20 protein-coding genes are annotated in these 22,856 nt (G+C 63.3%); 4 read left to right on the top strand and 16 right to left on the bottom strand.

The features are described 5' to 3' along the window. Positions 1-20 precede the first annotated feature (20 nt). Together FHR23_RS01120 and gltX are read right to left on the bottom strand one after the other, a co-directional pair. Entirely contained in the window at positions 21-1,304 is a 1,284-nt protein-coding gene (locus tag FHR23_RS01120) for a citrate synthase (protein ID WP_184001102.1), read from the bottom strand. Positions 1,305-1,337: 33 nt separating this feature from the next. Then, positions 1,338-2,777, bottom strand: coding sequence for a glutamate--tRNA ligase (gltX, locus tag FHR23_RS01115; protein ID WP_343042923.1), 1,440 nt, complete (start codon positions 2,775-2,777; stop codon positions 1,338-1,340). 79 nt (positions 2,778-2,856) lie between these two features. On the opposite strand from gltX, the gene FHR23_RS01110 reads away from it, so the two are divergent. After that, positions 2,857-4,995, top strand: coding sequence for a ComEC/Rec2 family competence protein (locus FHR23_RS01110; protein ID WP_184001100.1), 2,139 nt, complete (start codon positions 2,857-2,859; stop codon positions 4,993-4,995). Here FHR23_RS01110 and lexA read toward each other — a convergent pair. From lexA to FHR23_RS01075, 7 genes are all read right to left on the bottom strand, one after another. Next, positions 4,989-5,663 (bottom strand): transcriptional repressor LexA, encoded by a 675-nt coding sequence (gene lexA / locus FHR23_RS01105; protein WP_184001099.1) that lies wholly within the window; start codon positions 5,661-5,663, stop codon positions 4,989-4,991. The two genes, FHR23_RS01110 and lexA, sit on opposite strands and share 7 nt — an antisense overlap. Before the next feature lie 56 nt (positions 5,664-5,719). Beyond that, positions 5,720-6,907 carry a molybdopterin molybdotransferase MoeA gene (locus tag FHR23_RS01100; protein ID WP_184001098.1) on the bottom strand — a complete coding sequence of 396 codons (1,188 nt, stop codon included), beginning with the start codon at positions 6,905-6,907 and terminating at the stop codon, positions 5,720-5,722. 9 nt (positions 6,908-6,916) lie between these two features. Further along, complete coding sequence (locus tag FHR23_RS01095) at positions 6,917-7,723, bottom strand: hypothetical protein (RefSeq protein ID WP_184001097.1); 807 nt, start codon at positions 7,721-7,723, stop codon at positions 6,917-6,919. Positions 7,724-7,833: 110 nt separating this feature from the next. Then, positions 7,834-8,301 carry a cyclic pyranopterin monophosphate synthase MoaC gene (gene moaC / locus FHR23_RS01090; protein WP_184001096.1) on the bottom strand — a complete coding sequence of 156 codons (468 nt, stop codon included), beginning with the start codon at positions 8,299-8,301 and terminating at the stop codon, positions 7,834-7,836. Continuing rightward, positions 8,298-9,086 (bottom strand): indole-3-glycerol phosphate synthase TrpC, encoded by a 789-nt coding sequence (gene trpC, locus FHR23_RS01085; protein ID WP_184001095.1) that lies wholly within the window; start codon positions 9,084-9,086, stop codon positions 8,298-8,300. The genes moaC and trpC overlap by 4 nt, the downstream gene beginning before the upstream one ends. After that, entirely contained in the window at positions 9,083-10,078 is a 996-nt protein-coding gene (gene trpD / locus FHR23_RS01080) for an anthranilate phosphoribosyltransferase (protein WP_184001094.1), read from the bottom strand. The genes trpC and trpD overlap by 4 nt, the downstream gene beginning before the upstream one ends. After that, positions 10,075-10,659, bottom strand: coding sequence for an anthranilate synthase component II (locus FHR23_RS01075; RefSeq protein ID WP_184001093.1), 585 nt, complete (start codon positions 10,657-10,659; stop codon positions 10,075-10,077). The genes trpD and FHR23_RS01075 overlap by 4 nt, the downstream gene beginning before the upstream one ends. A 122-nt stretch (positions 10,660-10,781) precedes the next feature. On the opposite strand from FHR23_RS01075, the gene FHR23_RS01070 reads away from it, so the two are divergent. Continuing rightward, positions 10,782-11,237: a hypothetical protein gene (locus tag FHR23_RS01070; protein WP_246359642.1), complete on the top strand. Its 456-nt coding sequence runs from the start codon at positions 10,782-10,784 to the stop codon at positions 11,235-11,237. Between the two features lie 105 nt (positions 11,238-11,342). On the opposite strand, the gene trpE is transcribed toward FHR23_RS01070, so the two are convergent. Beyond that, positions 11,343-12,845 carry an anthranilate synthase component I gene (gene trpE, locus FHR23_RS01065; protein ID WP_184002099.1) on the bottom strand — a complete coding sequence of 501 codons (1,503 nt, stop codon included), beginning with the start codon at positions 12,843-12,845 and terminating at the stop codon, positions 11,343-11,345. Between the two features lie 2 nt (positions 12,846-12,847). Then, positions 12,848-14,797 (bottom strand): peptidylprolyl isomerase, encoded by a 1,950-nt coding sequence (locus FHR23_RS01060; RefSeq protein ID WP_184001092.1) that lies wholly within the window; start codon positions 14,795-14,797, stop codon positions 12,848-12,850. A gap of 157 nt (positions 14,798-14,954) precedes the next feature. Between FHR23_RS01060 and tpiA the strand changes: the two genes are divergently transcribed. Further along, entirely contained in the window at positions 14,955-15,704 is a 750-nt protein-coding gene (gene tpiA, locus FHR23_RS01055) for a triose-phosphate isomerase (RefSeq protein WP_184001091.1), read from the top strand. Between the two features lie 110 nt (positions 15,705-15,814). On the opposite strand, the gene FHR23_RS01050 is transcribed toward tpiA, so the two are convergent. The 5 genes from FHR23_RS01050 to secB form a co-directional block, all read right to left on the bottom strand. Next, on the bottom strand, positions 15,815-17,206 hold the full coding sequence (locus FHR23_RS01050) for a leucyl aminopeptidase family protein (protein WP_184001090.1): 1,392 nt from the start codon (positions 17,204-17,206) through the stop codon (positions 15,815-15,817). A gap of 70 nt (positions 17,207-17,276) precedes the next feature. After that, on the bottom strand, positions 17,277-18,743 hold the full coding sequence (locus FHR23_RS01045) for a serine hydrolase domain-containing protein (RefSeq protein ID WP_184001089.1): 1,467 nt from the start codon (positions 18,741-18,743) through the stop codon (positions 17,277-17,279). 114 nt (positions 18,744-18,857) lie between these two features. Then, entirely contained in the window at positions 18,858-19,865 is a 1,008-nt protein-coding gene (gene trpS, locus FHR23_RS01040; protein WP_184002098.1) for a tryptophan--tRNA ligase, read from the bottom strand. Between the two features lie 41 nt (positions 19,866-19,906). After that, positions 19,907-21,493 (bottom strand): murein biosynthesis integral membrane protein MurJ, encoded by a 1,587-nt coding sequence (gene murJ / locus FHR23_RS01035; protein WP_184001088.1) that lies wholly within the window; start codon positions 21,491-21,493, stop codon positions 19,907-19,909. A 38-nt stretch (positions 21,494-21,531) separates the two neighbouring features. Then, the gene (gene secB, locus FHR23_RS01030; protein WP_184001087.1) at positions 21,532-22,047 is read right to left on the bottom strand and encodes a protein-export chaperone SecB; all 516 of its coding nucleotides are present in this window, start codon (positions 22,045-22,047) and stop codon (positions 21,532-21,534) included. Positions 22,048-22,208: 161 nt separating this feature from the next. On the opposite strand from secB, the gene FHR23_RS01025 reads away from it, so the two are divergent. Continuing rightward, the gene (locus FHR23_RS01025; RefSeq protein ID WP_184001086.1) at positions 22,209-22,853 is read left to right on the top strand and encodes a Tim44/TimA family putative adaptor protein; all 645 of its coding nucleotides are present in this window, start codon (positions 22,209-22,211) and stop codon (positions 22,851-22,853) included. Positions 22,854-22,856: the final 3 nt, after the last annotated feature.

Raw genomic sequence — 22,856 nt, 5'->3', positions numbered from 1 at the left:
TGCTATCGAGGTCGTGACGATCAGCGCTTGTCGATCGGCACGTAATCGCGTTGCGTCGGGCCGGTATAGAGCTGACGCGGACGACCGATCTTCTGAGCGGGGTCGGAGATCATCTCGTTCCACTGTGCCACCCAGCCGACGGTGCGTGCCAGCGCGAACAGCGCGGTGAACATCGAGGTCGGGAAGCCGATTGCCGACAGCACGACGCCCGAATAGAAATCGACATTCGGGAACAGCTTCTTCTCAACGAAATAGTCGTCGTTGAGTGCGATCTCTTCCAGCTTCAGCGCGACGTCGAACACCGGATCCTTGACGTTCATCGCCTTGAAGACTTCGCGAACCGTCTGCTGCATCACCGTCGCGCGCGGGTCGTAATTCTTGTAAACGCGATGACCGAAGCCCATCAGGCGGAACGGATCGTCCTTGTTCTTCGCGCGTGCGATATATTCGGGGATACGTTCCGGCGTGCCGATTTCGCGCAGCATGTTGAGCGCGGCTTCGTTCGCCCCGCCATGCGCCGGACCCCACAGACATGCGATGCCCGCCGCGATGCACGCAAACGGATTGGCGCCCGACGACCCGGCGAGCCGGACGGTCGAGGTAGACGCGTTCTGTTCATGGTCGGCATGCAGGATGAAGATACGGTCCAGCGCCTTTTCGACGACGGGATCGACCTCATAATGCTCTGCGGGCACGCCAAAGGTCATGCGCAGGAAGTTGCCGGTGTAGGACAGTTCGTTGTCGGGATAGAGAAACGGCTGACCGATCGTATATTTATACGCCATTGCCGCCAGCGTCGGCATCTTCGCGATCAGCCGGTGGCTGGCGATCATGCGTTGCTGCGGATCGGTAATGTCGGTCGAGTCGTGATAAAAGGCCGACATCGCGCCGACCGCGCCGCACATCACCGCCATCGGGTGCGCGTCGCGGCGGAATCCGCGGAAAAACGTTGCGAGCTGTTCATGCACCATGGTGTGGCGCGTGATCGTCCAGCGAAACTGTTCGAATTCCTCCGCCGTCGGCAGTTCGTTGTTGAGCAGCAGATAGGCGACTTCCATGAAGCTCGCATTCTCGGCGAGTTGCCCGATGGGATAGCCGCGATGCAGCAGTACGCCTTCGCCGCCGTCGATATAGGTCAGCCCCGACTCACAGCTTGCGGTCGAGGTGAAACCGGGATCGTAAGTGAACTTGCCCGTCTGCGCATAGAGTTTGCGGATATCGATTACATCGGGACCAACGCTTCCCGACAGGACAGGATATTCCGTCTCCTGTCCCGGAACCTGCAACTTCGCGGTATCGGTCATCGGGTCAGTCCTTTCCAGTTGTTCTTACTATGGTCACGCCGCCGGCCGGGCCATCTGGTCAGCAATCCGCGCCAGGCTTTCGTCGCGGCCCAGAAGGGCGAGCACGTCGAAAATCCCCGGCGACGTCTTGCGTCCGGTCAACGCCGCACGAAGCGGCTGCGCGACCTTGCCGAGCTTCAATTCATGAGCTTCGGCAACGTTGCGTACCGCATCTTCGAGCGCTTCCGTATCCCAGTTTACGAGCACGTCAAGTGCCGCATGAACTTCGGCCAGCAGAGTAGCTGCGTCGCCCTCTAGCAGAGCCGCAGCCGATTCGTCCAATTTCAGGGGGCGGGTGCGAAAAAGAAATGCCGCGCCTTCGGCAAGTTCGTTGAGATTCGTGGCCCGCGGCTTCAGTACCGGCATGGTGCGGCGCAACAGATCGCGCTGCTCTACCGTGCATTCGAAGCCGAGTCGCGGGACGACCAGATCGGTCAGACGATCATCATCGGCCTCGCGGATATAATGGCCGTTGAGATTGGCCAGCTTCTTGAAATCGAAGCGCGAAGGCGATTTGCCGACGCCGTCCAGATCGAACCATTCGATCGCCTGATCGCGGCTGATGATTTCCTCATCGCCATGTCCCCAGCCGAGCCGCAACAGGTAATTGTCGATCGCTTCGGGCAGATAGCCCATCTCGTCACGATAGGCGTCAACACCCAGCGCACCGTGGCGTTTCGAGAGTTTGGCGCCGTCCGGCCCGTGGATCAGCGGCACATGGGCATAGACCGGCACATCCCAGCCCATCGCCTGCATGATCGGAATCTGGCGGAATGCATTGTTCAGATGATCGTCGCCGCGAATGACATGGGTGACGCCCATATCGTGATCGTCGACGACAACCGCGAGCATATAGGTGGGGGTGCCGTCGGAGCGCAGCAGTACGAAATCGTCGATTTCGCTGTTGTTGACGGTGACCTTGCCCTGCACCCGATCCTCGATCGTCATGCTGCCGTCCTTCGGTGCCTTCAGGCGGACGACGAAGGGTGCACCTTCCGGGGCATCGGCGGGATCGCGGTCGCGCCAGCGGCCGTCATAGCGGATCGGCTTGCCGGCGGCACGCTGTTCCTCGCGCAATGCGGCCAGTTCTTCGGCGCTGGCATAGCATTTATAGGCATTGCCGGAGGCGAGCAGCGCTTGCGCGACCTCGACATGGCGGTCGGCGCGCGATGCCTGATACGTGACGTCCTCGTCCCAATCGAGGGCGAGCCAGCGCATCCCGTCCAGAATGGCGTCGATGGCCGCCTGCGTCGAGCGCGCGCGATCGGTATCTTCGATGCGTAACAGGAACTTGCCGCCGCAATGGCGGGCATAGAGCCAGTTGAACAGCGCGGTGCGGGCGCCGCCGATGTGGAGAAAACCCGTTGGCGACGGCGCGAAACGGGTGACGACCTTCGTGTTCGCCGGTGCGGCGGTATCAGTTGTTGCGCTCACGCGCGCATGCTCCCAAGCTGGAAATACAATGGCCAGTTCAGCCGCGCATGCCCGTAGCACGGGGTTTCGACCGCTTCAAATGGCGGATCGATTTCGTGTGTCCAATGCGCGCGCAGGGCTGGAACGCTGGCTGGAGCGTGAGCGCGATCAACTGCCCTTGTGGTTGCCGGTCGCACTGGGGGCGGGCGTTGCCGCCTGGTTCCTGTTGCCCGGCCCGGCGCAATGGATCGGCATGATGATGGCGGGCGTTGCCGTGGCGCTGATAGGCCTGATGCTGAGCGATGGCGGGCGTTTTGGTCGGATGCTGTTGATCGGCGGCGTGGCGCTGGCGTTGGGATGCGGGCTCGCATGGTGGCGGGCGGAACGTGTGGCTGCACCGGTATTGGCGCGGCCCGGCGTCGTGAGCATGACGGGGCGGGTGGAGTCGGTTGAACCGCTCGCGGCACGGGGCGTGGTGCGCGTCCGGCTGGCGGTCGAGACACCAAAGGGAATGCCGCCGGTGGTGCGGGTCAATATCCGCGAACAGGATGTGCCGGCGGGGCTGAGCAGGGGCGCATATCTCCGATTGCGTGGCTGGATGATGCCGCCGCCGCAACCGGGCGTGCCGGGGGCGTATGATTTCGCGCGAACCGCGTGGTTTCACGGGATCGGCGCAACCGGCAGGGCGTTTGCGCCCGTAACCGTCCTGCAAGCGGGCGATCCGCCAGGCAGCAATCTGCGTATGCGTTTGTCCCGTCATATTCAGGCGAGGATCGGCGGTGGTGCGGGCGCGATTGCCGCGACGCTGGCAACCGGCGATCGGGGAGCGTTGAGCGACAGCGATGCCGATGCGATGCGCCGGTCGGGGCTGGCGCATCTGCTGTCGATCAGCGGATTGCATGTGACGGCGGTGGTCGGTGCGACCATGCTGCTGGTGTTGCGGTTACTGGCCTTGTTTCCGGGGCTGGCGTTGCGGGTGCGGTTGCCGCTGGTCGCAGCCGGAGCGGGCGCACTGACGGCCATCGGTTATACGCTGCTGACCGGTGCGCAGGTTCCGACGGTGCGCGCCTGTGTCGCGGCACTACTGGTGCTGGCGGCGATGGCGATGGGGCGCGAAGCGATCACGCTGCGGCTGGTTGCGGCGGCGGCACTGTTCGTGCTGCTGGTCTGGCCGGAAACGCTGGCGGGACCGAGCTTTCAGCTCAGTTTCGCCGCCGTCACGGCGATTGTGGCCCTGCACGAGCATCCGCGGGTGCGCGGCTGGTTCGCGCGCCGGGAAGAAGGTTGGGGAAGGCGGATTGGGCGGGGTCTGCTGTCGCTGTTCCTGACCGGGCTGGTGGTCGAAATCGCGCTGATGCCGATTGCGCTCTATCATTTCCACAAGGCCGGATTGTATGGCGCGGCGGCCAATATCGTCGCAATCCCGCTTACGACCTTTGTCATCATGCCGTTCGAGGCACTGGCATTGTTGTTCGATGCCGTGGGGCTGGGCGCGCCCTTCTGGTGGATTGTGGACGAAGCCTTGCGGTTTTTGCTGGCGTTGGCCCATGCCACGGCGACGGCACCGGGGGCGGTCGCGTTGTTGCCCGGAATGCCGAAAGCAGCCTTTGCGCTGATACTCCTTGGCGGGCTGTGGATTGCGCTGTGGCGAAGCAGAATGCGCTGGGTGGGACTGGTGCCGGTGGCTGCCGGGGTGTTCTGGGCGGTCATCACGCCCGCGCCGGACCTGATCGTCGGCGGAGAAGGGACGCATCTGGCACTGCGGACGGCCGACGGCACGATGGCGCTGCTGCGTGACCGGTCGGGCGAGTATACTCGCAGCATGATGGGAGAGGCGGCGGGAAGCGATGCTGATCCTGCGGCGCTGGACGAACAGCCCGGCGCGCGGTGCAGCCATGACTTCTGCATGGCCGATATCCGCAGAGGCGGACGGGTCTGGCGGATTTCGGCGACCCGCAGCGATTATCTGTTACCCTATGCGCAACTGGTGTCGGCGTGTCGTGTTTCCGACATCGTGGTCAGCGACCGGCGACTGCCCAAAGGCTGTGTCCCGCGCTGGCTGAAGCTTGATCCCGTCACGCTGGCGAAAACCGGCGGTGTGGCCATCAACCTGACATCAGGCAAAGTCCGGCGTGTCCATGCCGCGCACGACCGTCACCCCTGGGTCTATCCACCGATCACGCGCCCGGTAAAAGCACGGGGCGGGGCCGCCAGGCACCCCCGCCATCCGTCTCAATAACGGCGCAGCAGGCCTGATAACCGTCCCTGAACGCGTACCTGTTCCGCCGGATAGCGTTGCGGATCATAGCTGCGGTTGGCCGGATCGAGCCGGATCATCGCGCCTTCGCGATGGAAATATTTGAGCGTTGCGTCCTGATCCTCGATCAGCGCGACGACGATTTCGCCGTCATGCGCGGTTTCGGTGCGGCGGATCAGTGCATAATCGCCGTCGAGAATGCCGGCTTCCACCATCGAATCGCCTGCAACTTCCAGCGCATAATGCTCACCGGAGCCGAGCAGCGCGGCGGGAACGGGCAGCATCTGCGCGCCCTCCATCGCCTCGATCGGAACACCGGCAGCGATGCGGCCGTGCAAGGGGATTTCGATCACGTCATTGGCCGGTTCGGGCATCGCCGGACGCGTGGGTGCCTTGCGAACCACCGCCGTTGCTGAGCGTCCGGGCGTGCCGCTGCGTTCGGGCATGCGCAACACTTCCAGTGCGCGGGCGCGATTGGGTAGGCGACGCAGGAATCCGCGTTCCTCCAGTGCGCTGATCAGGCGATGGACGCCCGATTTCGACTTGAGATCGAGCGCTTCCTTCATCTCTTCGAACGAAGGGGAAACACCGGTCGCGTTAAGCCGGTCGGCAATGAAACAAATCAGCTCGTGCTGCTTGCGCGTGAGCATTGAAGCCTCCGTCATCGGAACAGACGGGGAACTTCTAGGCAACGTTGCGGAACAAGTCAAGCAAGCGGCAGGATTTCCACACTTTCCCCCGCACTCGCCGCTGGCGCTTGGGCTGCGCGGATGATCAGGCAGTCGGCCCGCGCCAGCGTGCGTAGCATCGAACTGTCCTGAATAGCGGCAGCGCGCACGCGACCGTCGATGGTCGCGGCGCGCATATAGTCGGTGCGCGGCCCGTTGGCGGGCAGGTCTTCGCCCAGCACCGCCCATTGGGTGCGCGGCATGGGATCGGAAGCACCGGAGAGTGCCGCGATCAGCGGGCGCAGAAACAAGGTGGCGGTGGCAAAGGCGGAAACCGGATTGCCCGGCAGGCCGAGCAGGACGGTTCTGCCCAGCGTGCCCGCCATCATCGGCTTGCCGGGACGCAGAGCGATTTTCCAGAAGTCGATGACCGCACCGCACGCCTCCAGCGCGGGACGGACAAGGTCATGGTCGCCGACCGATGCGCCGCCGGTGGTGACGAGGATGTCGGCATCCACCGCTGCGAAGGCCGCCTCCAGCGCGTCGCGCCGGTCGGGCAGAATGCCCAGGTCGCGGATTTCAACCGGCAGGTCGCCGAGCAGTGCGATCAGCATCGTGCCGTTCGATTCGGGTAACTGCCCGCTGCTCAGCGGTTCGCCCGGCGGCACCAGTTCATCGCCAGTGGCAGCAATCGCGACCCGCACCTGGCGGTGCACCGGTACGACGCCATGACCGCCCACCGCCGCCAGCGCCAGCCGGGCCGGTGTCAGGCGTTCCCCGGCGGCGATCAGCGTTTCGCCTTCATGAAAATCCAGCCCGCGCTTGCGGACATTGCGTCCCCGATGCGCGGGGCCTTCGCCATCGAGCAACAGCCGGTCGCCGTCCCGCGCCGCCTCCTCCTGCACCAGCACGGTGTCGGTGCCGGGCGGCAGGGCTGCCCCGGTGAAAATGCGCACGGCTTCCCCCGATCCGACCGAAGCGGAGAAGGGGTGTCCGGCAGCACTCTCCCCCGTCACCGTCCAGGGGCCGGGCATATCATCGAACCGGATCGCATAGCCGTCCATGGCCGACAGGTCGCAAACAGGCTGGGTGCGCAGCGCCACCACGTCCGCCGCCGCCCAGCGCCCGGCCGCAGTGCGAACCGATACGGTTTCAACCGGCGTTGAATCCCCCAGCGCGAACAGGCGCGCCATGGCCTCGTCAATCGGCAGCAGAGGCTGGTTCATACAGCCGGATCAGCTAAACGAGTCGATGTGAAAATTGCCGAACAACAGGCTTGCGCCATGGTCGTACCGCACGGGTGCGCTGAGAAAGAAATAGCGGGCGGGTTCATTGCCGAACATCCGCGAATCGCCGATTTTCTGATGATCGATATAGACTTTTTCCATCGTGCCGTTGACGTCGATGGAGACATGCATCGGCTGATTGGTATAGCCGCTCCAGTCCATGGAACCGGCATGGTGATAGCCGGTGGCGCTGCTGCTGACCGTGGTATCCCGGTCGAATCCGACGTCCACGGCGTTGATCGCGCCGCCATTATAGGCATCGGAAATATATTGGCGCGCGCTGTTGTCCTTCGCGAAGCCGAAGATGAATTCACCCACATCGCGCGCGGTGTCGGCCGCAGGGATGATGTCGAATTCCACCGTGAAATGGCTGGGCAGGTGCGGCGGGGTGGTGAGCTTGTAGGTCGCGAACGGTTGCAGCGCGAGCCATTTGCCCGGTACGCCGTCAACGGTGACGATTTGCCCCGACCCGTTGGTTTTCCATGCTTTGGGCATGGCGCCGACGGGGGCGGTGGTGAAATCGCTGCGGACGACAGGGTGCGTGCCGGCGGTGAAATCGAAGCCGTGATTGATGGTCAGGTGATGCCCGGCCTGTTGCGTCGTTTCGCCCTGATCCTGTCCTTTGCGAATCTGCTGCTCCACCTTGTTCTTCACCTGATTGAGCAGACCACCCAGTTGTGCATGGCCGGGTGTGGCAATGGTGAGCGACAGAAGTGCCGTGGAAATCATCGTGGTTTTCAGCAGATGCGACCGCATGTTCAACCTTCTCCCTGTTTTACGGGCCGTGCGCCCGGTCCTTCCGCTACAAGAGCAGAGCGACTCCCCGCACCGCAACCCCATTTGCCAATCGGCTGTAAACAATGAGGTCAGGCGTGCCAGTCTCCTGACTTGCCCCCGGTTTTGGAAAGCAGGCGCACGTCCTCGATGACCATTGCCTTGTCGATCGCCTTCGCCATGTCATAAATTGTCAGCAATGTAACGGAAGTAGCAGTAAGCGCTTCCATTTCTACGCCGGTTTTACCATCGGTCTTTGCGGTTGCCGTGGCGGTTACGCTGTCATTCCCCACGGTCAGTTCAATCGCAATGCGGGAGAGCGGCAGCGGATGGCAAAGCGGGATCAGCTCGCTGGTCTTTTTCGCCGCCATGATGCCTGCAACCCGCGCGACGGCCAGCACGTCACCCTTTTTGACGGCACCCTCGCGAATGGCGGTCGCGGCCTCTGCTGACATGCGGATGCGGCCTGTTGCAACGGCCTCGCGGGTAGTCACTGCCTTGCCGCCGACATCGACCATATGCGCAGCGCCATCGGCGTCGAGATGGGTGAGGTTGCTCATCCCACCAGTTCCCGCGTCGCCGCCTCGACATCGGTTTGCCGCATCAGAGCTTCGCCGATCAGGAAACAGTGCACGCCATGGTCGGCCATCGCATCGAGGTCGGCGCGGGTCGACAGGCCGCTTTCAGCAACGAAAGTGCAGTCGCCGGGCGCACTGCCGATCAGTTCATAAGTGCGCTGAAAATCTACCGTGAAGTCTTTAAGATTGCGATTATTTACGCCGATGAGGCGCGATTTCAATTGAAGCGCGCGTTCCAGTTCATCGGCATCGTGCACCTCGACCAGCACATCCATACCGAGTTCTAGTGCCGCTGTCTCAATCTCCGCCAGTTGCGTGTCCTCCAGCGCAGCAACGATCAGCAGGATCGCGTCCGCGCCGATCGAGCGGGCCTCGACCGCCTGCCAGGGGTCGATCATGAAATCCTTGCGCAGCACCGGCAGGGTGCAGGCAGCACGCGCGGCGATCAGATAGTCCTCCGAACCCTGAAAATACGGCGCATCGGTCAGTACCGACAGACAGGCGGCGCCGCCCTTGGCATAAGCGGCGGCATGGGCGGGGGGATCGAAATCGGCGCGGATCAGACCTTTCGACGGGCTGGCTTTTTTCACCTCCGCAATGAGCGCGTGACGACCCTGTGCTGCCCTGGCGTCAAGCGCTGCGCGAAAGCCGCGCGGCGGGGTCTGTGCCGCGATTCGGGCGTTGAGGTCGGCATGGCTGATCGCTGTCTTGCGTACCGCAACCTCATCCGCCTTGGTTGCGAGGATTTTGTCCAGCATCGTGCTCATATCAGTGCAATCCATCGGTCGAGCAGGCGCCGTGTCGCGCCGCTGTCGAGTGCTTCGGCAGCCATCTCCGCACCTTCGTTCAATATATCGGTTTTGCCCGCGACAATCAGCGCGGCGGCGGCATTGAGAAGCACCGCGTCGCGATAGGCGCTGTTCTCCCCCGCCAGCAGAGCGGACAGCGCGGCGGCATTATAGGCGGGATCGCCGCCGCGAATGGCGCTGAGCGGATGGCGGGGCAGGTCGGCATCCTCCGGCGCGATCCGCTCCGGCAGGCGGACATTGCCGACCGACACCGCAATGCTGGGTCCGGCGCAGGACAGTTCGTCCAGCCCTTCCTCGCCCGCGACCACGGCCGCCGCTTCGCATCCCAGCGCGGCGAGTGCGTCGGCATAGACCGGTGCATAGTCCGGTCGCGCTATGCCGATCAACTGACGTTCCACCCGCGCCGGATTGGCGAGCGGCCCCATCAGGTTGAAAATGGTGCGTCGTCCGATCCGGCGGCGGATGGGGGCGATCCGTCCCAGCGCCGGGTGATGGTTGACCGCGAACAGAAAGGCGATGCCGCATTCGGCCAGTGTCTGCTCCGCCGCAGCGGCTGCACGGGTGAGGTCGAGGCCGAGTGCTTCCAGCGTATCGGCAGCGCCTGCCTTGCTGGAGGCCGCGCGATTGCCGTGCTTCGCGACCGGCACTCCGCACGCTGCCACAACCAGCGACACCGCGGTCGAGACGTTGAGCGTATGCTGCCCATCGCCGCCGGTGCCGCAGACGTCGATGGCGCCCGGCGGGGCATTGACCGGCACCATGCGCTCGCGCAGCGCCCGCGCCGCTTCGGCAATTTCGATGCTGGTTTCGCCGCGTTCGGAAAGCCGGGTGAGGAACAGCTCGATCTCCGCATCCGGAGCGGTGCCGTCGAGGATTGCGGCAAAGGCTTCGGCCGCGCTTTCGTGCGCAAGCGGGCTTGCCGGATCGGGGAGCAGCGCCAGCGTCGTCACGCCAATTCCTGCACCGCGATGCCGGCGATCTTCAGGAAATTGGCGAGCATGGCGTGGCCATGTTCGGTGGCGATGCTTTCGGGATGGAATTGCACCCCATGGATCGGCAGCGTGGCATGGCGGAAGCCCATGACCGAACCATCCTCTGCCGTGGCGTTGACCAGCAGTGTTTGTGGTATGTCTTCGACGATCAGCGAGTGATAGCGCGTCGCGGTAAAAGGGGAGGGCAGGCCGGTGAACAGGCCGGTGCCGTCATGTTCCACCGGGCAGGTTTTGCCGTGCATCAGCCCGCCACGCACGACTCGCCCGCCGAAATACTGGCCGATTGACTGATGCCCCAGACAGACGCCCAGCAACGGCTTTGCCTGATCCGCGCAGGCCGCGACCAGATCGAGCGAGATACCGGCTTCGTTGGGTGTGCAGGGTCCGGGTGAGATCAGAAACGCCTCGGCACCGCTGGCCATAGCGTCTGTCGCGCTCAGCGCGTCGTTACGTTCCACTCGCACTTCTACCCCCAGTTCCATCAGATAATGGACCAGGTTCCAGGTGAAGCTGTCATAATTGTCGATGACGAGGATCATGAGTCTGCCATAACGCCGCCGTAATCCAGCGCAACCGTGCGCGTGTCCGGGCGTTGATGTGAAAATTGCCGGAAACACCGGTTCGTCATAATGAACCGCCGAAAGAAGAAGGATTGAATACGATGACGACCCGGTTCTGGACATTGGTGATGTGCGGCGCGGCGCTGGCGGCTTCTCCGGCATTGGCGCAGGACAACACCACCACGACCCAGGGGCAGACGGAGGTTCACACCACTGCTGCATCGCAGGATAATCCGCCCAAAAAGGTGCGTTCGGTCATCCTTTATGGCAGTGATAAATGTCCCAAGGCGCAGGGTGACGAGATCGTGGTGTGCTCCAAGGCAGACGAATCGCCCTATCGCATTCCCAAGCGGTTCCGGCAGTTGCCCAACGACGTCGCCCATTCGGCATGGGGTCGCAAGGTCGAGGTGCTGGAGGATCAGGCCAAGATCGGCCTGCCTGATAGCTGTTCGCCGGTGGGCACCGGGGGACAAACGGGATGTACCGCCCAGATGCTGCGCCAATGGCGCGCCGAACAACGCGCCAAGCAGCAGGAAGAGTCCGATATTCCGAATTAAGGCCGATTCAGGCGGGATGATGCGGGAGTGAGCATATCATCGCGCGGGTGAGACACGGGTTTGACTACCGCGTCGCTGCGCTCCCCACCGTGACGAGATGCTGGGCTACTGACCGAAACCCGGTTCTGAAGCCTGGGCGATCGCTTCGCGGGCGGCGGCGAGCAGCGCGCCTGCTTTGGCCTCGCACTCGCGCTGTTCATAAATGGGGTTGCTGTCGGCGACGATGCCTGCGCCCGCCTGCACATGCAGCGTGCCGTCTTTGACGATGCCGGTGCGCAGGACGATGCAGGAATCCATCGATCCGTCGGGGGAAAAATAGCCGACGCCGCCCGCATAGGGACCGCGCTTGTCGTGTTCCAGTTCAGCGATGATCTGGCAGGCGCGAACCTTTGGCGCGCCGCTGACCGTGCCGGCGGGAAAGCCTGCGAACAATGCGTCCAGCCCGTCGCGATCGTCGCGCAGGGTGCCGACCACGTTGGAAACAATGTGCATCACATGGCTGTAATATTCGACCATATAGCTGTCGGTGACATGCACGCTGCCCGCCTGTGCGACGCGGCCGACATCGTTGCGGCCGAGATCGAGCAGCATCAGATGTTCCGCGCGCTCCTTCGGATCGGCGAGCAGCGAGTCGCGATTGGCGCTGTCTTCGGCGGCGGTGCGGCCCCGCGGGCGGGTGCCCGCGATGGGGCGGATCGTAACCTCTCCATCGCGCGCGCGGACCAGAATCTCCGGGCTGGAACCGGTAACCGAAAAGCCCGGCAGGTTGAGATGATAAAGGAACGGCGACGGATTGATCCGGCGCAACGCGCGATAGAGTTCGAACGGCGGGAGGGGAAAGGGCGCGGTGAAGCGCTGCGACAACACGACCTGAAAGATATCGCCCGCCTCGATATATGTCTTCGCGCGCGTCACCATCTCCGCATAGCGTCCGGGCGGCAGCACCGGCTCCAGCGCGATGTCGGTCGCGTCCATGCGCGGGCTGTCGGGCAGCGCGGCGTTGGCGAGTTTCGCCGCAGCTTCGTCGATCCTGTCGCGCGCATCGGCGATTGCGGTGTCGGCGTCTGCGCTGCCCTCCGGCCAGACGGGGGCTACCAGAAACAGCGCATCGGCCAGCCGGTCGAAAACCAGCAGCACCGTCGGCCGCACGAACAGCATGTCGGGAAGGCCAAGCGGATCGTGGGCAGGCGCGGGAAGTTTTTCGACCAGACCCACCGTTTCGTAGCCGAAATAGCCGACCAGACAGGCAAGCGCGCGGGGCAATGCCTCCGGCACATCCATGCGGCAGGCGGCGACCAGATCGCGCAGGGCCTCCAGCGACGGCTTCGCTTCCGGCGTGAAGGCGTCGCGGTCGCTTGCCCAGTGGCGGTTGATCTCCGCACGCTGCCCGGTGGCGCGAAACATCAGGTCGGGGGCCAGGCCGAGCAGGCTGTAGCGACCGCGTACCGATCCGCCCTCCACCGATTCGAGCAGGAAGTCTCCGCGCCCCGGCTCGATCAGCTTCAGCGCGGCAGCAACCGGCGTATCGGTATCGGCAACCTGCTTGCGCCAGACGAGCGCGGGCTTTCCCGCCGTCAGCGCTGTCCGTGCCTGCGCTTCGCCGTGCAGCGTCACTGGGCCGGTGCGGCGGTGCCGGTCAGTTGCGCCTTCAGACTGGCAATTGCCGCGGCATTGCGCTTGACGCCGACCTCATCGCTGACGGCATTGGTGAATTCCTCGGCATATTCCGATCCCAGCACGCTGCTTAGACCCTTTTGCGTCTTCTGGACCATGTCGGGATCCTTCGACGCATCGCCACGGTCGATCTTGTCGAGATAGACGATTGCCCAGCCCGCATTGTTCGGCGCGGCGAGCAGTTTCGCCTTTTTCTCGGTCATGCTGAACAGCAGCGCCAGCGGCGGCGGAATGCGGTTGCCCATCTGGGTAAGCTGCTGACGCGACAGGTCGATATTCTGCGGGCGTTCGGTCCGCACACCGGTATCGGCAATCGCCTTGATCAGTGGCGTGCCCTTGTTGACCGCATTCACGACCTTGGTGGCGATTGCATGGGCCTCCTCATTCGCCTTGTCGGCGAGATAGTCCTGCTCCACCTGATCGTGGATCGCGGTGAGGGGGCGTGGTGCTGCCGGAACGATCTTGCCGAGCGCGACCAGTGCGAAGCTGCCGTCCTGACCCAGTTGCACGAATTGCGGCTGGTCGCCCTGCTGGAACTGAAATCCGGCCTGAATGACCGGCTGAAGCGCGGGATCGGGTTTCTGCTCAGGATGTTCGAGATCGACCCCGCTGGGCAGCACGGCAGGCGTCTGCTTGCCGTCCAGCTTGTTGTCCTGCACGAGCTGGGCGAAAGTCGAGCCGTTGGTGATGCCGTCGTCCAGCTTGTCCTGCATATCGCCGAGCAGCGTCTGTTCCTTCTGCTGCGTCAGATCTTTTGCAATCTCCGGCGTGGCCTCTGCCAGCGTCTTGCCGGGCACATCGGTGACGGCGGTGACGCGACCGATATACCAGCCGAGCGTTGCCTGAACCGGCCCGACCGCATCGCCCTTTTTCGCGGCGAAAACAGCCTTGGCGAAATCGGCGTTGGACTGATCCGTCATGTCCTGCTGATTGAGCGAATCAAGCGTGGTCGCATCCAGCCCGGCGGCACTGGCCGCAGCCTTGACCGACTGTCCGCCCTTTACCGCAGCGGCGATTTTCTGCGCCGTGCCCTTGTCGCTGACGATCACCATTTCAGCAGAACGTTTCTGATGCGCCTGATATTTGCTGCCGGCAGCCTTGTACGCCTGCGCAATTTCGGCCTGACTGGGCTTGGCGGCATCGGCGACCTGAGCGGGCGTAATCATTGCATAGCGGATCACGCGGCGTTCGGGGATCGTGTATTTGGCGATGTTCTTTTTGTAATAGGCCGCCAGTTGCTTGTCGTCGGGCTTCGCCGGCTGCTTCATCGTCGCGGTCGGAATGAAGCCGATCGTCCCATGCCGCTTTTCAAGCATCAGCGAAGCATAGGGCAGCGCCAGCGATTTCGGGAAATGGCTGGCGAGCAGCGTCGGCCCGATCAGTCGCTGGGCCAGCGTCGAACGGCGCACTTCGTCACGCAATTGCGCGACCGTCAGATTCTGGGCGGCCAGTACCTGATTGAATTTTTCCTGGCTGAACTTGCCGTCAAGCCCCTGAAAGACCGGCAGGTCGGCGATCTGGCCGTCAATCACCTGTTTCGACACCACCATGCCGGATTTATGCGCGAACTGATCGAGCGCATCGCGCTGGATCATGTCGGTCAGCGTCTGGTCCATTCCACCCTGTTGCACGAACTGCGTCATGTTCAGGTCCGGCTGCTGCTGCCGGGCGTTCTGCACCGCGACCTGCAGGCGCGATTGCAGGGCCGTATCGCTGATCGAGGTTTTTCCGATAGTGGCCACGGTATTGCCGCTGGGGCCGCCGCCGGAAATATTGGTGGTGTTCACATCGGCAAGCGCGAAGGCGAGTGCGATGATGACCAGAACGATCAGGGTGACGATGACGCCGATCCGCGATTTCGTCAGACGGCGAAGCAAGCTGAGCATGAAGGGCCTTTGGTCCTGATAACAGTTTGCGACGCTTTAGGGCCTGTGCCGGGAAACGGCAACCGCATCCTTGGCGCATCCCTGGCAGCGATGGCTTCGGGCTTGTGCGGTGTTCGTGCGTTGCTAGATGGGATGCAGGTAACAGGGGAACAGGCGAATGACGCGACGCAAAATGGTGGTCGGCAACTGGAAAATGCACGGCCTGAAGGCGGATTTGCCTGAAATCGAGGCGATTGCGCAGGCGGCGGCGCAAAAACCGATGGTGGATGTGGCGCTGTGCGTCCCGGCGACGCTGATTGCTCCTGCGACGGGGGTGGCGGGAACGATGCCGATCGGCGCCGAAGATGTGCATGCCGCCGACAAGGGCGCGCATACCGGCTGTCTGTCCGCACAGATGGTAAAGGAAGCGGGGGCCAGTCTGACGATCGTCGGCCATTCCGAACGTCGGGCCGATCAGAATGAGACGAGCCATGACGCCTGGGCGAAGGCGGCGGCGGCGCGTGCGGCCGGACTGAACGTTATCCTGTGCGTCGGCGAAACGGAAGCCGAGCGCGATGCAGGTCGTGCCGAACGCGTGGTGCAGGCGCAGATCGAAAAGTCGGTGCCCGATGCGGCGGCGGCAAGCTGGTTCACGCTGGCCTATGAACCGCGCTGGGCTATCGGCACCGGACGCACGCCGAAGCTTGAGGAAATCGAATCGATGCACGCCATTGCCCGCGCCAAGCTGAGCCGGATGGTCGGAGAAGAGGCGGCGGGCATTCGTATCCTCTATGGCGGGTCGATGACCGGCGCGAACGCGGCGAGCATTCTTGCGGTCGACAATGTCGATGGCGGGCTGATCGGCGGCGCGAGCCTGACCGCGGAAAAATTCATTCCCATCATTCAGGCGGCGGCAGCGCTGTCATAAACCACGCATCAGGGTTGTTGACCGTCCTTGCGGCGGAGGAAGCAATCCATCGCGTCCGACCTTATGGCTGGCCTGCCGCGTCGCTGACGCTACTCGCAGTGACGAAGCGGTTAGCTGTCGTAGCGTTGTTTCAGCATTTTCCACGCGGCGCGCAGGCCGAGCGCCTCGCCGCCTTTGGGGCGACCGGGCTTGGCGGCGGGGCGCCAGGCGAAGACGTCGAAATGCGCCCAGGGCGTGTTTTCCGGTACGAAACGGCGCAGGAACAGCGCGGCGGTGATCGACCCGGCAAAGCCGCCATCGGGTGCGTTGACCAGATCGGCGATTTCGGATTTCAGCATTTCGTCATAGCCGTCCCACAAGGGGAGTTGCCATAGCGGGTCGGTTTCGTCTTCCCCCGCCTTCAGCAGCGCCGCCATCACCTCTTCGTCATCGCTGAACGTCGCGGGCAGATCAGGGCCGAGCGCCACGCGCGCCGCGCCGGTCAGGGTCGCGAAGTCGAGGATCAGGTCCGGTTCGCTCTCGCCCGCCTTGGTCAGCGCATCGCCCAGGATCAGGCGCCCCTCGGCATCGGTATTGGTGTTTTCGACTGTCAGCCCCTTGCGGGTTTGCAGCACATCGCCGGGACGGAAGGCGTTACCAGCAATGGCGTTTTCAACCGCAGGGATCAGCAGATGAAGGCGCACCGGCAGCTTCGCCGCCATCACCAGCCCGGCGAGCGCGAGCGCGTGTGCGGAGCCACCCATATCCTTTTTCATCAGCCGCATTCCGGCCGCGGGCTTGATGTCCAGCCCGCCCGAATCGAAGCATACCCCCTTGCCGACCAGTGCGAGGCGGGGGTGATTCTCTGTGCCCCATTCGAGTTCGATCAGGCGGGGGGCATGTTCGGGTGCGGCGGCTTTCCCGACCGCGTAAATCATCGGATAGTCTTTTTCGAGCGCTTCGCCCTGGGTGACGATGACGCGCGCGCCATGTTTTTCGGCCAGCGCCTTCGCCTCCGCCTCCAGCGTCGCCGGGCCCATGTCGGACGCGCCGGTATTGACGAGGTCGCGGACTTTTGCCGTCGCCTCGGCCAGCAATACGGTTTCCTCGATCCGCGCCGGTTCACCGGTCAGCAGGACGCGCGGCCCTTCGGCGTGTTTGTCCTTGTGATAGCGTTCGAAGCGATACTGGCCGAGCAGCCAGCCCAGCATGGCGGGGCCGGGTTCCTTGCCCGCCACGCGATAACTGCCTTCGGGCAGGGTTTCAGCCAGTCTGGCCAGACACCATGGCGAAAATTGCTCGACATCGGCGACGACGGTGACCACCGACCAGTCATCCGCCGTATCGCCGGGCAGGATGGCATGGGCATAGCCGGTGGGCCGCATCCGCTGTGCCGTGATGGCCGTGCGGTGTCGTGCGGGCTGCACGCCCAGCCAGGCGTCGAAGCTCGATTTGTCGACGATATGGATGGTGTGGGCGGGTTGCCCGCGATCGGGCTGCAGCAGCGCGGAAAAATAGGTCATGGCGATGATCTAGGGAGCGTACCGATAAACGGCAACGGCGGTCGCCGTTATCGGTACGCTACCCGGTAAATCATCCCGCAGGCATGACGATGAACTGTTCGAACTTTCCATCCGCGCCCGGTTCGGCATAGGTGACGAGCAACAGCTTCTGATCGGGATAGGTGATCCGGTAGTTGCGGTTGACGAAACCGCCGCGCAGGCGCGGGCCACCCAGTTCCTCGAACGCGGTCGGCTTGCCGAGCGGGCCGAGACTGTCGGCATAATCCTTCACCGCTTCGGGGGTGAAATAATATTGGGCATCGGTGGTCAGCCAGGCGGTATCGGGTTTGCCCTGCTGCAACTCGGCATAGAGCGTCTTCGCCATGTTGGTCCGCTTCGCCTCATCCGCACCCGCGCTCGCCTTCGCAGGAAGCAGCAAATTGGTGATCCCCTGCGTGATCGCGCTGGTTGCGCGGCCGAAATCGGCATTGACCAGCGCTACCACCGCATATTTCTGCGACGGGATAACGACGTTCTCACTCAGAAAGCCGACCGCTTCGCCGCCATGGCTGACGACCTTGTGCCCGTCGCGCGTGCTCAGCGATACGCCGAGGCCATAGCCGCTGGGCTTGCCGTCGGTCAGTTTGATCTCGGTTTCCTGTTCCTGCCAGTCCTGTTTGGGGAGTACGGTGCGGTCGATGCGGGCAATGTCCCAGCGGGCCAGGTCGCTGGCGGTCATCGACAGTTCGCCAGCCGCCCACAGCCAGCCGGGTGCCGCCGGTTTTTCGGGGCGAACCGGACCCAGCGCATAGCGGTGATAGCCGGTCGGGAAGCCGGGGCCGATGGCGGTATCCTGATTGACCGGATTCATGCCCAGCGGCTTGAAGATATGTTCGCGCAGAAAGGGCATCAGCTTTTCGCCCGACACCTTTTCCACGATCATCCCGGCAACGACATAGCCGGTATTGGAATATTGCCATTGCGTGCCGGGTTTGAAATCGAGCGGCTTTTTCGCCCAGCGGTCGACGATCTGCTGCGGCGTGACGGCATGTTCCATCGCGGCAAAGCTGTAATCCTGCGGCCAGTAATCCTGTAATCCCGACGTATGGCTCAGCAGTTCGCGGATGGTGATCTGGTCGGCATCGGTGATGTCGGGAAAATATTTGGACAGCTTGTCGTCGAGGCTGAGCTTGCCCTCATTCTGAAGCAGCAGGATGGCGGCGGCGGTGAACTGTTTCGAAATCGACGCGATCTGATAACGGGCATTGACGGTGGTTTTGGGAACGTTCGGCCCCTGATTGCCATAGGCTTTGGTGTAGACGATCTTGCCGTCGCGCACGATGGCGATGGAGGCGGAAGGCACCTTGCCGGCGGTCAACGCATCCTTGACGATCGAGTCGACCTTTGCCTCCTGCGCGGGCGTCAGCGCCTGTGCCAGCGCTGGGAGCGGGGCAAGGAGCAGCGTGGCCGCGCCCAGCCGTATAAAGGCGGTGGCAATGCGCGAATGGCTGGGACGGGCGGCGGGGGCGCGGTCGGCGCGAAGGGAAAATCCGGTCATGCCCCAACCCTGCCAAGAGGGGCGGGGCACGACAAGCCGAAATCCCGCTTGTCGTTCAGCGCAACGGGGCTTTTCGTTCCGGGTGCCGGATCAGGTCCGGCATGACGCGATTGATCAGACCTGAAGCCCGGTCGCCTGTTGCGCTGCCTTCAGCGTCGAGGCGGCGAGTGCATCGGCGCGTTCGGCCCCGGCCTTCAGATGCGCGGCCACTGCTGCCTTATCATCAAGCAGGCGGGTCAGACGGTCGCGGATAGGGCCAAGCTGGGCGATGGCGAGATCGGCCAGCGCAGGCTTGAACGCACCAAAGCCCTGTCCGGCAAATTCCTCCACCACCGATTGCGGCGTGCGGTCGGCAAGGGCGGCATAGATCGTCACCAGATTGCGCGCCTCCGCCCGTTCCGCCAGCGCATCGAACGAGTCGGGCAGAGGATCGGGGTCGGTGCGCGCCTTGCGGAATTTCTGCGCGATCAGATCGTCGTCATCCGTCAGGTTGATGCGCGTCATGTCCGACGGATCGGACTTCGACATTTTCGCATTGCCGTCACGCAGGCTCATGATGCGCGGTGCCGCCTTCGAAATGAACGGTTCGGGCAGGGTGAACAACTCGGTTTCGAAGTCGGTGTTGAACTTTTCGGCAATGTCGCGGGCAAGCTCCAGATGCTGTTTCTGATCCTCGCCCACCGGCACATGCGTCGCCTGATAGACGAGCACGTCTGCGGCCTGCAGCACCGGATAGGTGAACAGGCCGACACTGGCGCCTTCACGGTTCTTGCCCGCCTTGTCCTTCCATTGCGTCATGCGGTTGAGCCAGCCCATGCGTGCCGTGCCCTGCAGGATCCAGCACAGTTCGGCGTGCGCCGGCACGCGTGCCTGATTGAACAATACCGCCTTTGCCGGGTCGATACCGGCGGCCATCAGCGTCGCCGCCATCTCGATCGTCGTCGCAGCGCGCTCGGCGGGCGGAATGGCGATGGTGAGTGAATGGAGGTCGGCCAGAAAGAACAGGCAGTCGCCGCCCTTCGCCGCCACATCGTCCTGCATCGACACCCATTGTTTGATCGCACCCAGATAGTTGCCGAGGTGCAGATTACCGGTGGTCTGAATGCCGGAGACGATGCGCATAGTGGTCATGGCCCGCGCTGTTGCGCAAGCGCGCGGCAAGGTCAAGCGCGACGGCGGCGCAGCAGTTCTTTCAACTCCGACACCCGGAAAGCGCCGAACAGGAAGGCGCAGGCGAAATAGACCGCTGCCGCCGGAACGATCAGCGCGATCAGGCCGCCGACGCGATGCAGGAAACCGCCGCCCATGAAGGGCAGCAGGCGCGGTTCGAGGAACAGCAGCAACGCCGCCATCGCCAGCGTTGCGAGCAACAGGCGGATGGCGCGGTGCTTGAGCTGGGCGTCGATGGAAAACTGTCCGCGCCGGTGCAGAACGTAATAAAGCAGCCCGGCATTGATCCACGCACACGACGCGCCCGAAATCGCTAGCCCGACATAAGAGAGGTTGGTGCCGAACACGAAGAACAGGTTGAGCGCCATGTTGCATGCCATTTCGATCATGGCGATGCGCACGGGCGTTTTGGTGTCGGTGCGTGCGTAAAATCCGGGCGTGAATACCTTGATGAGGATGTATGCCGGCAGGCCGCAGGAAAAGGCGGTCAGAACGGCGGCGCTGGCGCGCGTGTCGGCGGCGGTGAAATGCCCGGTCTGAAACGTCGCCTGAATGAGCGCGGTGGAGGCGAGCATCAGTCCGGCGGTGGCGGGCAGGCACAAAAACAGCGCCAGTTCGACCGCGCGGTTCTGGGTATGGATCGCTTCCTTTTCCTGTCCCGCTCCGATCTGACGCGAAATGACGGGCAGGATGGCGGTGCCGACGCCGATCCCGACCAGCGCCAGCGGCAACTGGTTCAGCCGGTCGGCATAGTAGATATAGGAGACCGCGCCTTGCCCCAGAAAACCGGCGGCAAGCGCGCTGATGACCACCAGATTGAACTGCACCGCGCCCGCGCCGACCGCTGCGGGCCAGATCATCTTCAGCAACTGTTTGACCTGCGGGTCGAGGGTAGGGCGTTTCAGTTTCAGCACGACGCCCGCCCTGCGCGCTGCGAAGATCAGCCAGAGCAGTTGCGCCACGCCCGACACGGTGACGGCGATCGCCTGCGTATGCGCGGTCTGCACCGGGTCATGTCCGCGAAAGAACAGCAGGCCGCCGATCATGCAGACATTGAGCAAAATGGGGGCGGCGGCGTTCACCCAGAATCGGTTCAGCGAATTGAGGATGCCGCCCATCAGCGAAACGAGAGAGATCAGCGCCAGATAGGGAAAGGTAATCTGCGTCAGATGCGCGGCGAATTCGAACTTCGCATGGCCGCCGCCATCCTTGAATCCAAAGGTGATCAGCCAGACGATCGGTTTGGGAAAAGCGATGATGATCGTCGTGAATACCGCCAGAAACGGCAGCAGGATGGACAGCACATCCTCGGCAAAGCGGATGCCGACCGGCAGGCCTTCGCGCCCGTCACGTTCGGCAGCGCCGACGACGCGGTTGAACATCGGCACGAAGGAGGCGGCGAACGCCCCTTCGGCAAACAGTGCGCGAAACAGGTTGGGCAGGCGCCAGGCGATCAGGAACGCGTCGTTCGCGAAGCCTGCGCCGACGAAATGCGCCATCAGCATGTCGCGAACGAAGCCCAGCACGCGGCTGACCAGCGTCAGGCTGCCGATCGTCGCGGTGTTGCGGACCAGGCTCATCGCTATGCGCCTAAGCGTCTGCCCCCTGTTTTACGGCGTCAGGCCTGGCCCATATCGGTACCGGCCATGCCCTGCTGTTCCTGATGCGCAGCAAGCTGCTGCTCATACAGGCTGGCGAAATCGATCGGTTCCAGCAGCAGCGGCTGGAAACCGCCGTCGCGGATCGCGTCGGCAACGATGCGGCGCGCGAACGGGAACAGGATGCGCGGTGCCTCGGCCAGCATGAACGGCTGCACATGCTCTTCGGGAATATTGCGCATCGCAAACAGCCCGCCATAGCTCAGATCGACGAGGAATGCGGTCTGACCTTCCATCTCCGCCTTGACCTCGATCTTCAGCACCACTTCATGCACATCGTCGCCGACCTGATTGGCGCCGATGTTGAACTGCACATCGATCTGCGGCTGGCCCTGCTGCGAATAGATGGCAGGTGCGCTGGGATTTTCGAAGGAAAGATCCTTCACATATTGCGAAATGACGCCAACGCTGGGTGCGGTGTCCGCGCCATTGGGTAGGGGTTCGCCGGGATTGGCGCCGGTTTCCTGCTCGGCCATTAAAAATCCTTCTCACACTCGGATATCATCGCGGGGGTTCCGCGTTCATTACAAGCCGCCGCGCGTAGCAGCCGGTGCCGGATAGTTCAACGACCTGATTTAGGAGGTTTGAAACCGGCCGCCGTTACGCCTATGTATTCCGGAACGAACTTGGAGGGATAGTGCTTTACATCGTTCTTCTTGCAATGGTGGCGGGATTTCTGGCGCTGCGGCTCTATTCGGTGCTGGGTAAGCGAACCGGGCACGAACAGCCGCTGCCGCGCCCTGCCGAAGACCGCCCGAAGCCCGTGGCGGTGCCGCGCACGCTCGATATCCCTTCCGAGCCGCGTGATACGGCCGGCGCGCTGATCGACGAAAAGGCGCAGCCGGGCATCCGCGCGCTGGTTTCCGCCGATTCCGGTTTCGACGTCATGCAGTTTCTGGATGGCGCCAAATCCGCCTACCGGATGGTGCTGGAAGCATTCTGGAAAGGCGACAAGGACACGCTCGACTGGCTGGTCGGCGATGACGTCAAGGGGGCGTTCACCCAGGCGATCGAGGAGCGCAAGGCTGCGGGGCACACGCTCGACAACCGGCTGGTGTCGATCGAAAATGCCCGAATCGTCGAAGCATCGATTGCCGGTCGCGACGCGACCGTGGCGGTGCAGTTCGACGCCGATATCGCCGCCGTTACCCGCGATGCCGACGGCAATGTCATTGCGGGGTCGATGAGCGATGCAGTGCAGACACACGATATCTGGACCTTTGGCCGTACGTTGGGCAGTAACGATCCGAACTGGAAGCTGATCGAAACCGACGAGGCCTGAATT

This window comes from Stakelama sediminis (assembly GCF_014199335.1).
Taxonomy (GTDB): domain Bacteria; phylum Pseudomonadota; class Alphaproteobacteria; order Sphingomonadales; family Sphingomonadaceae; genus Sphingomonas; species Sphingomonas sediminis.
This window is presented reverse-complemented; position numbering and strand designations above follow the sequence as displayed.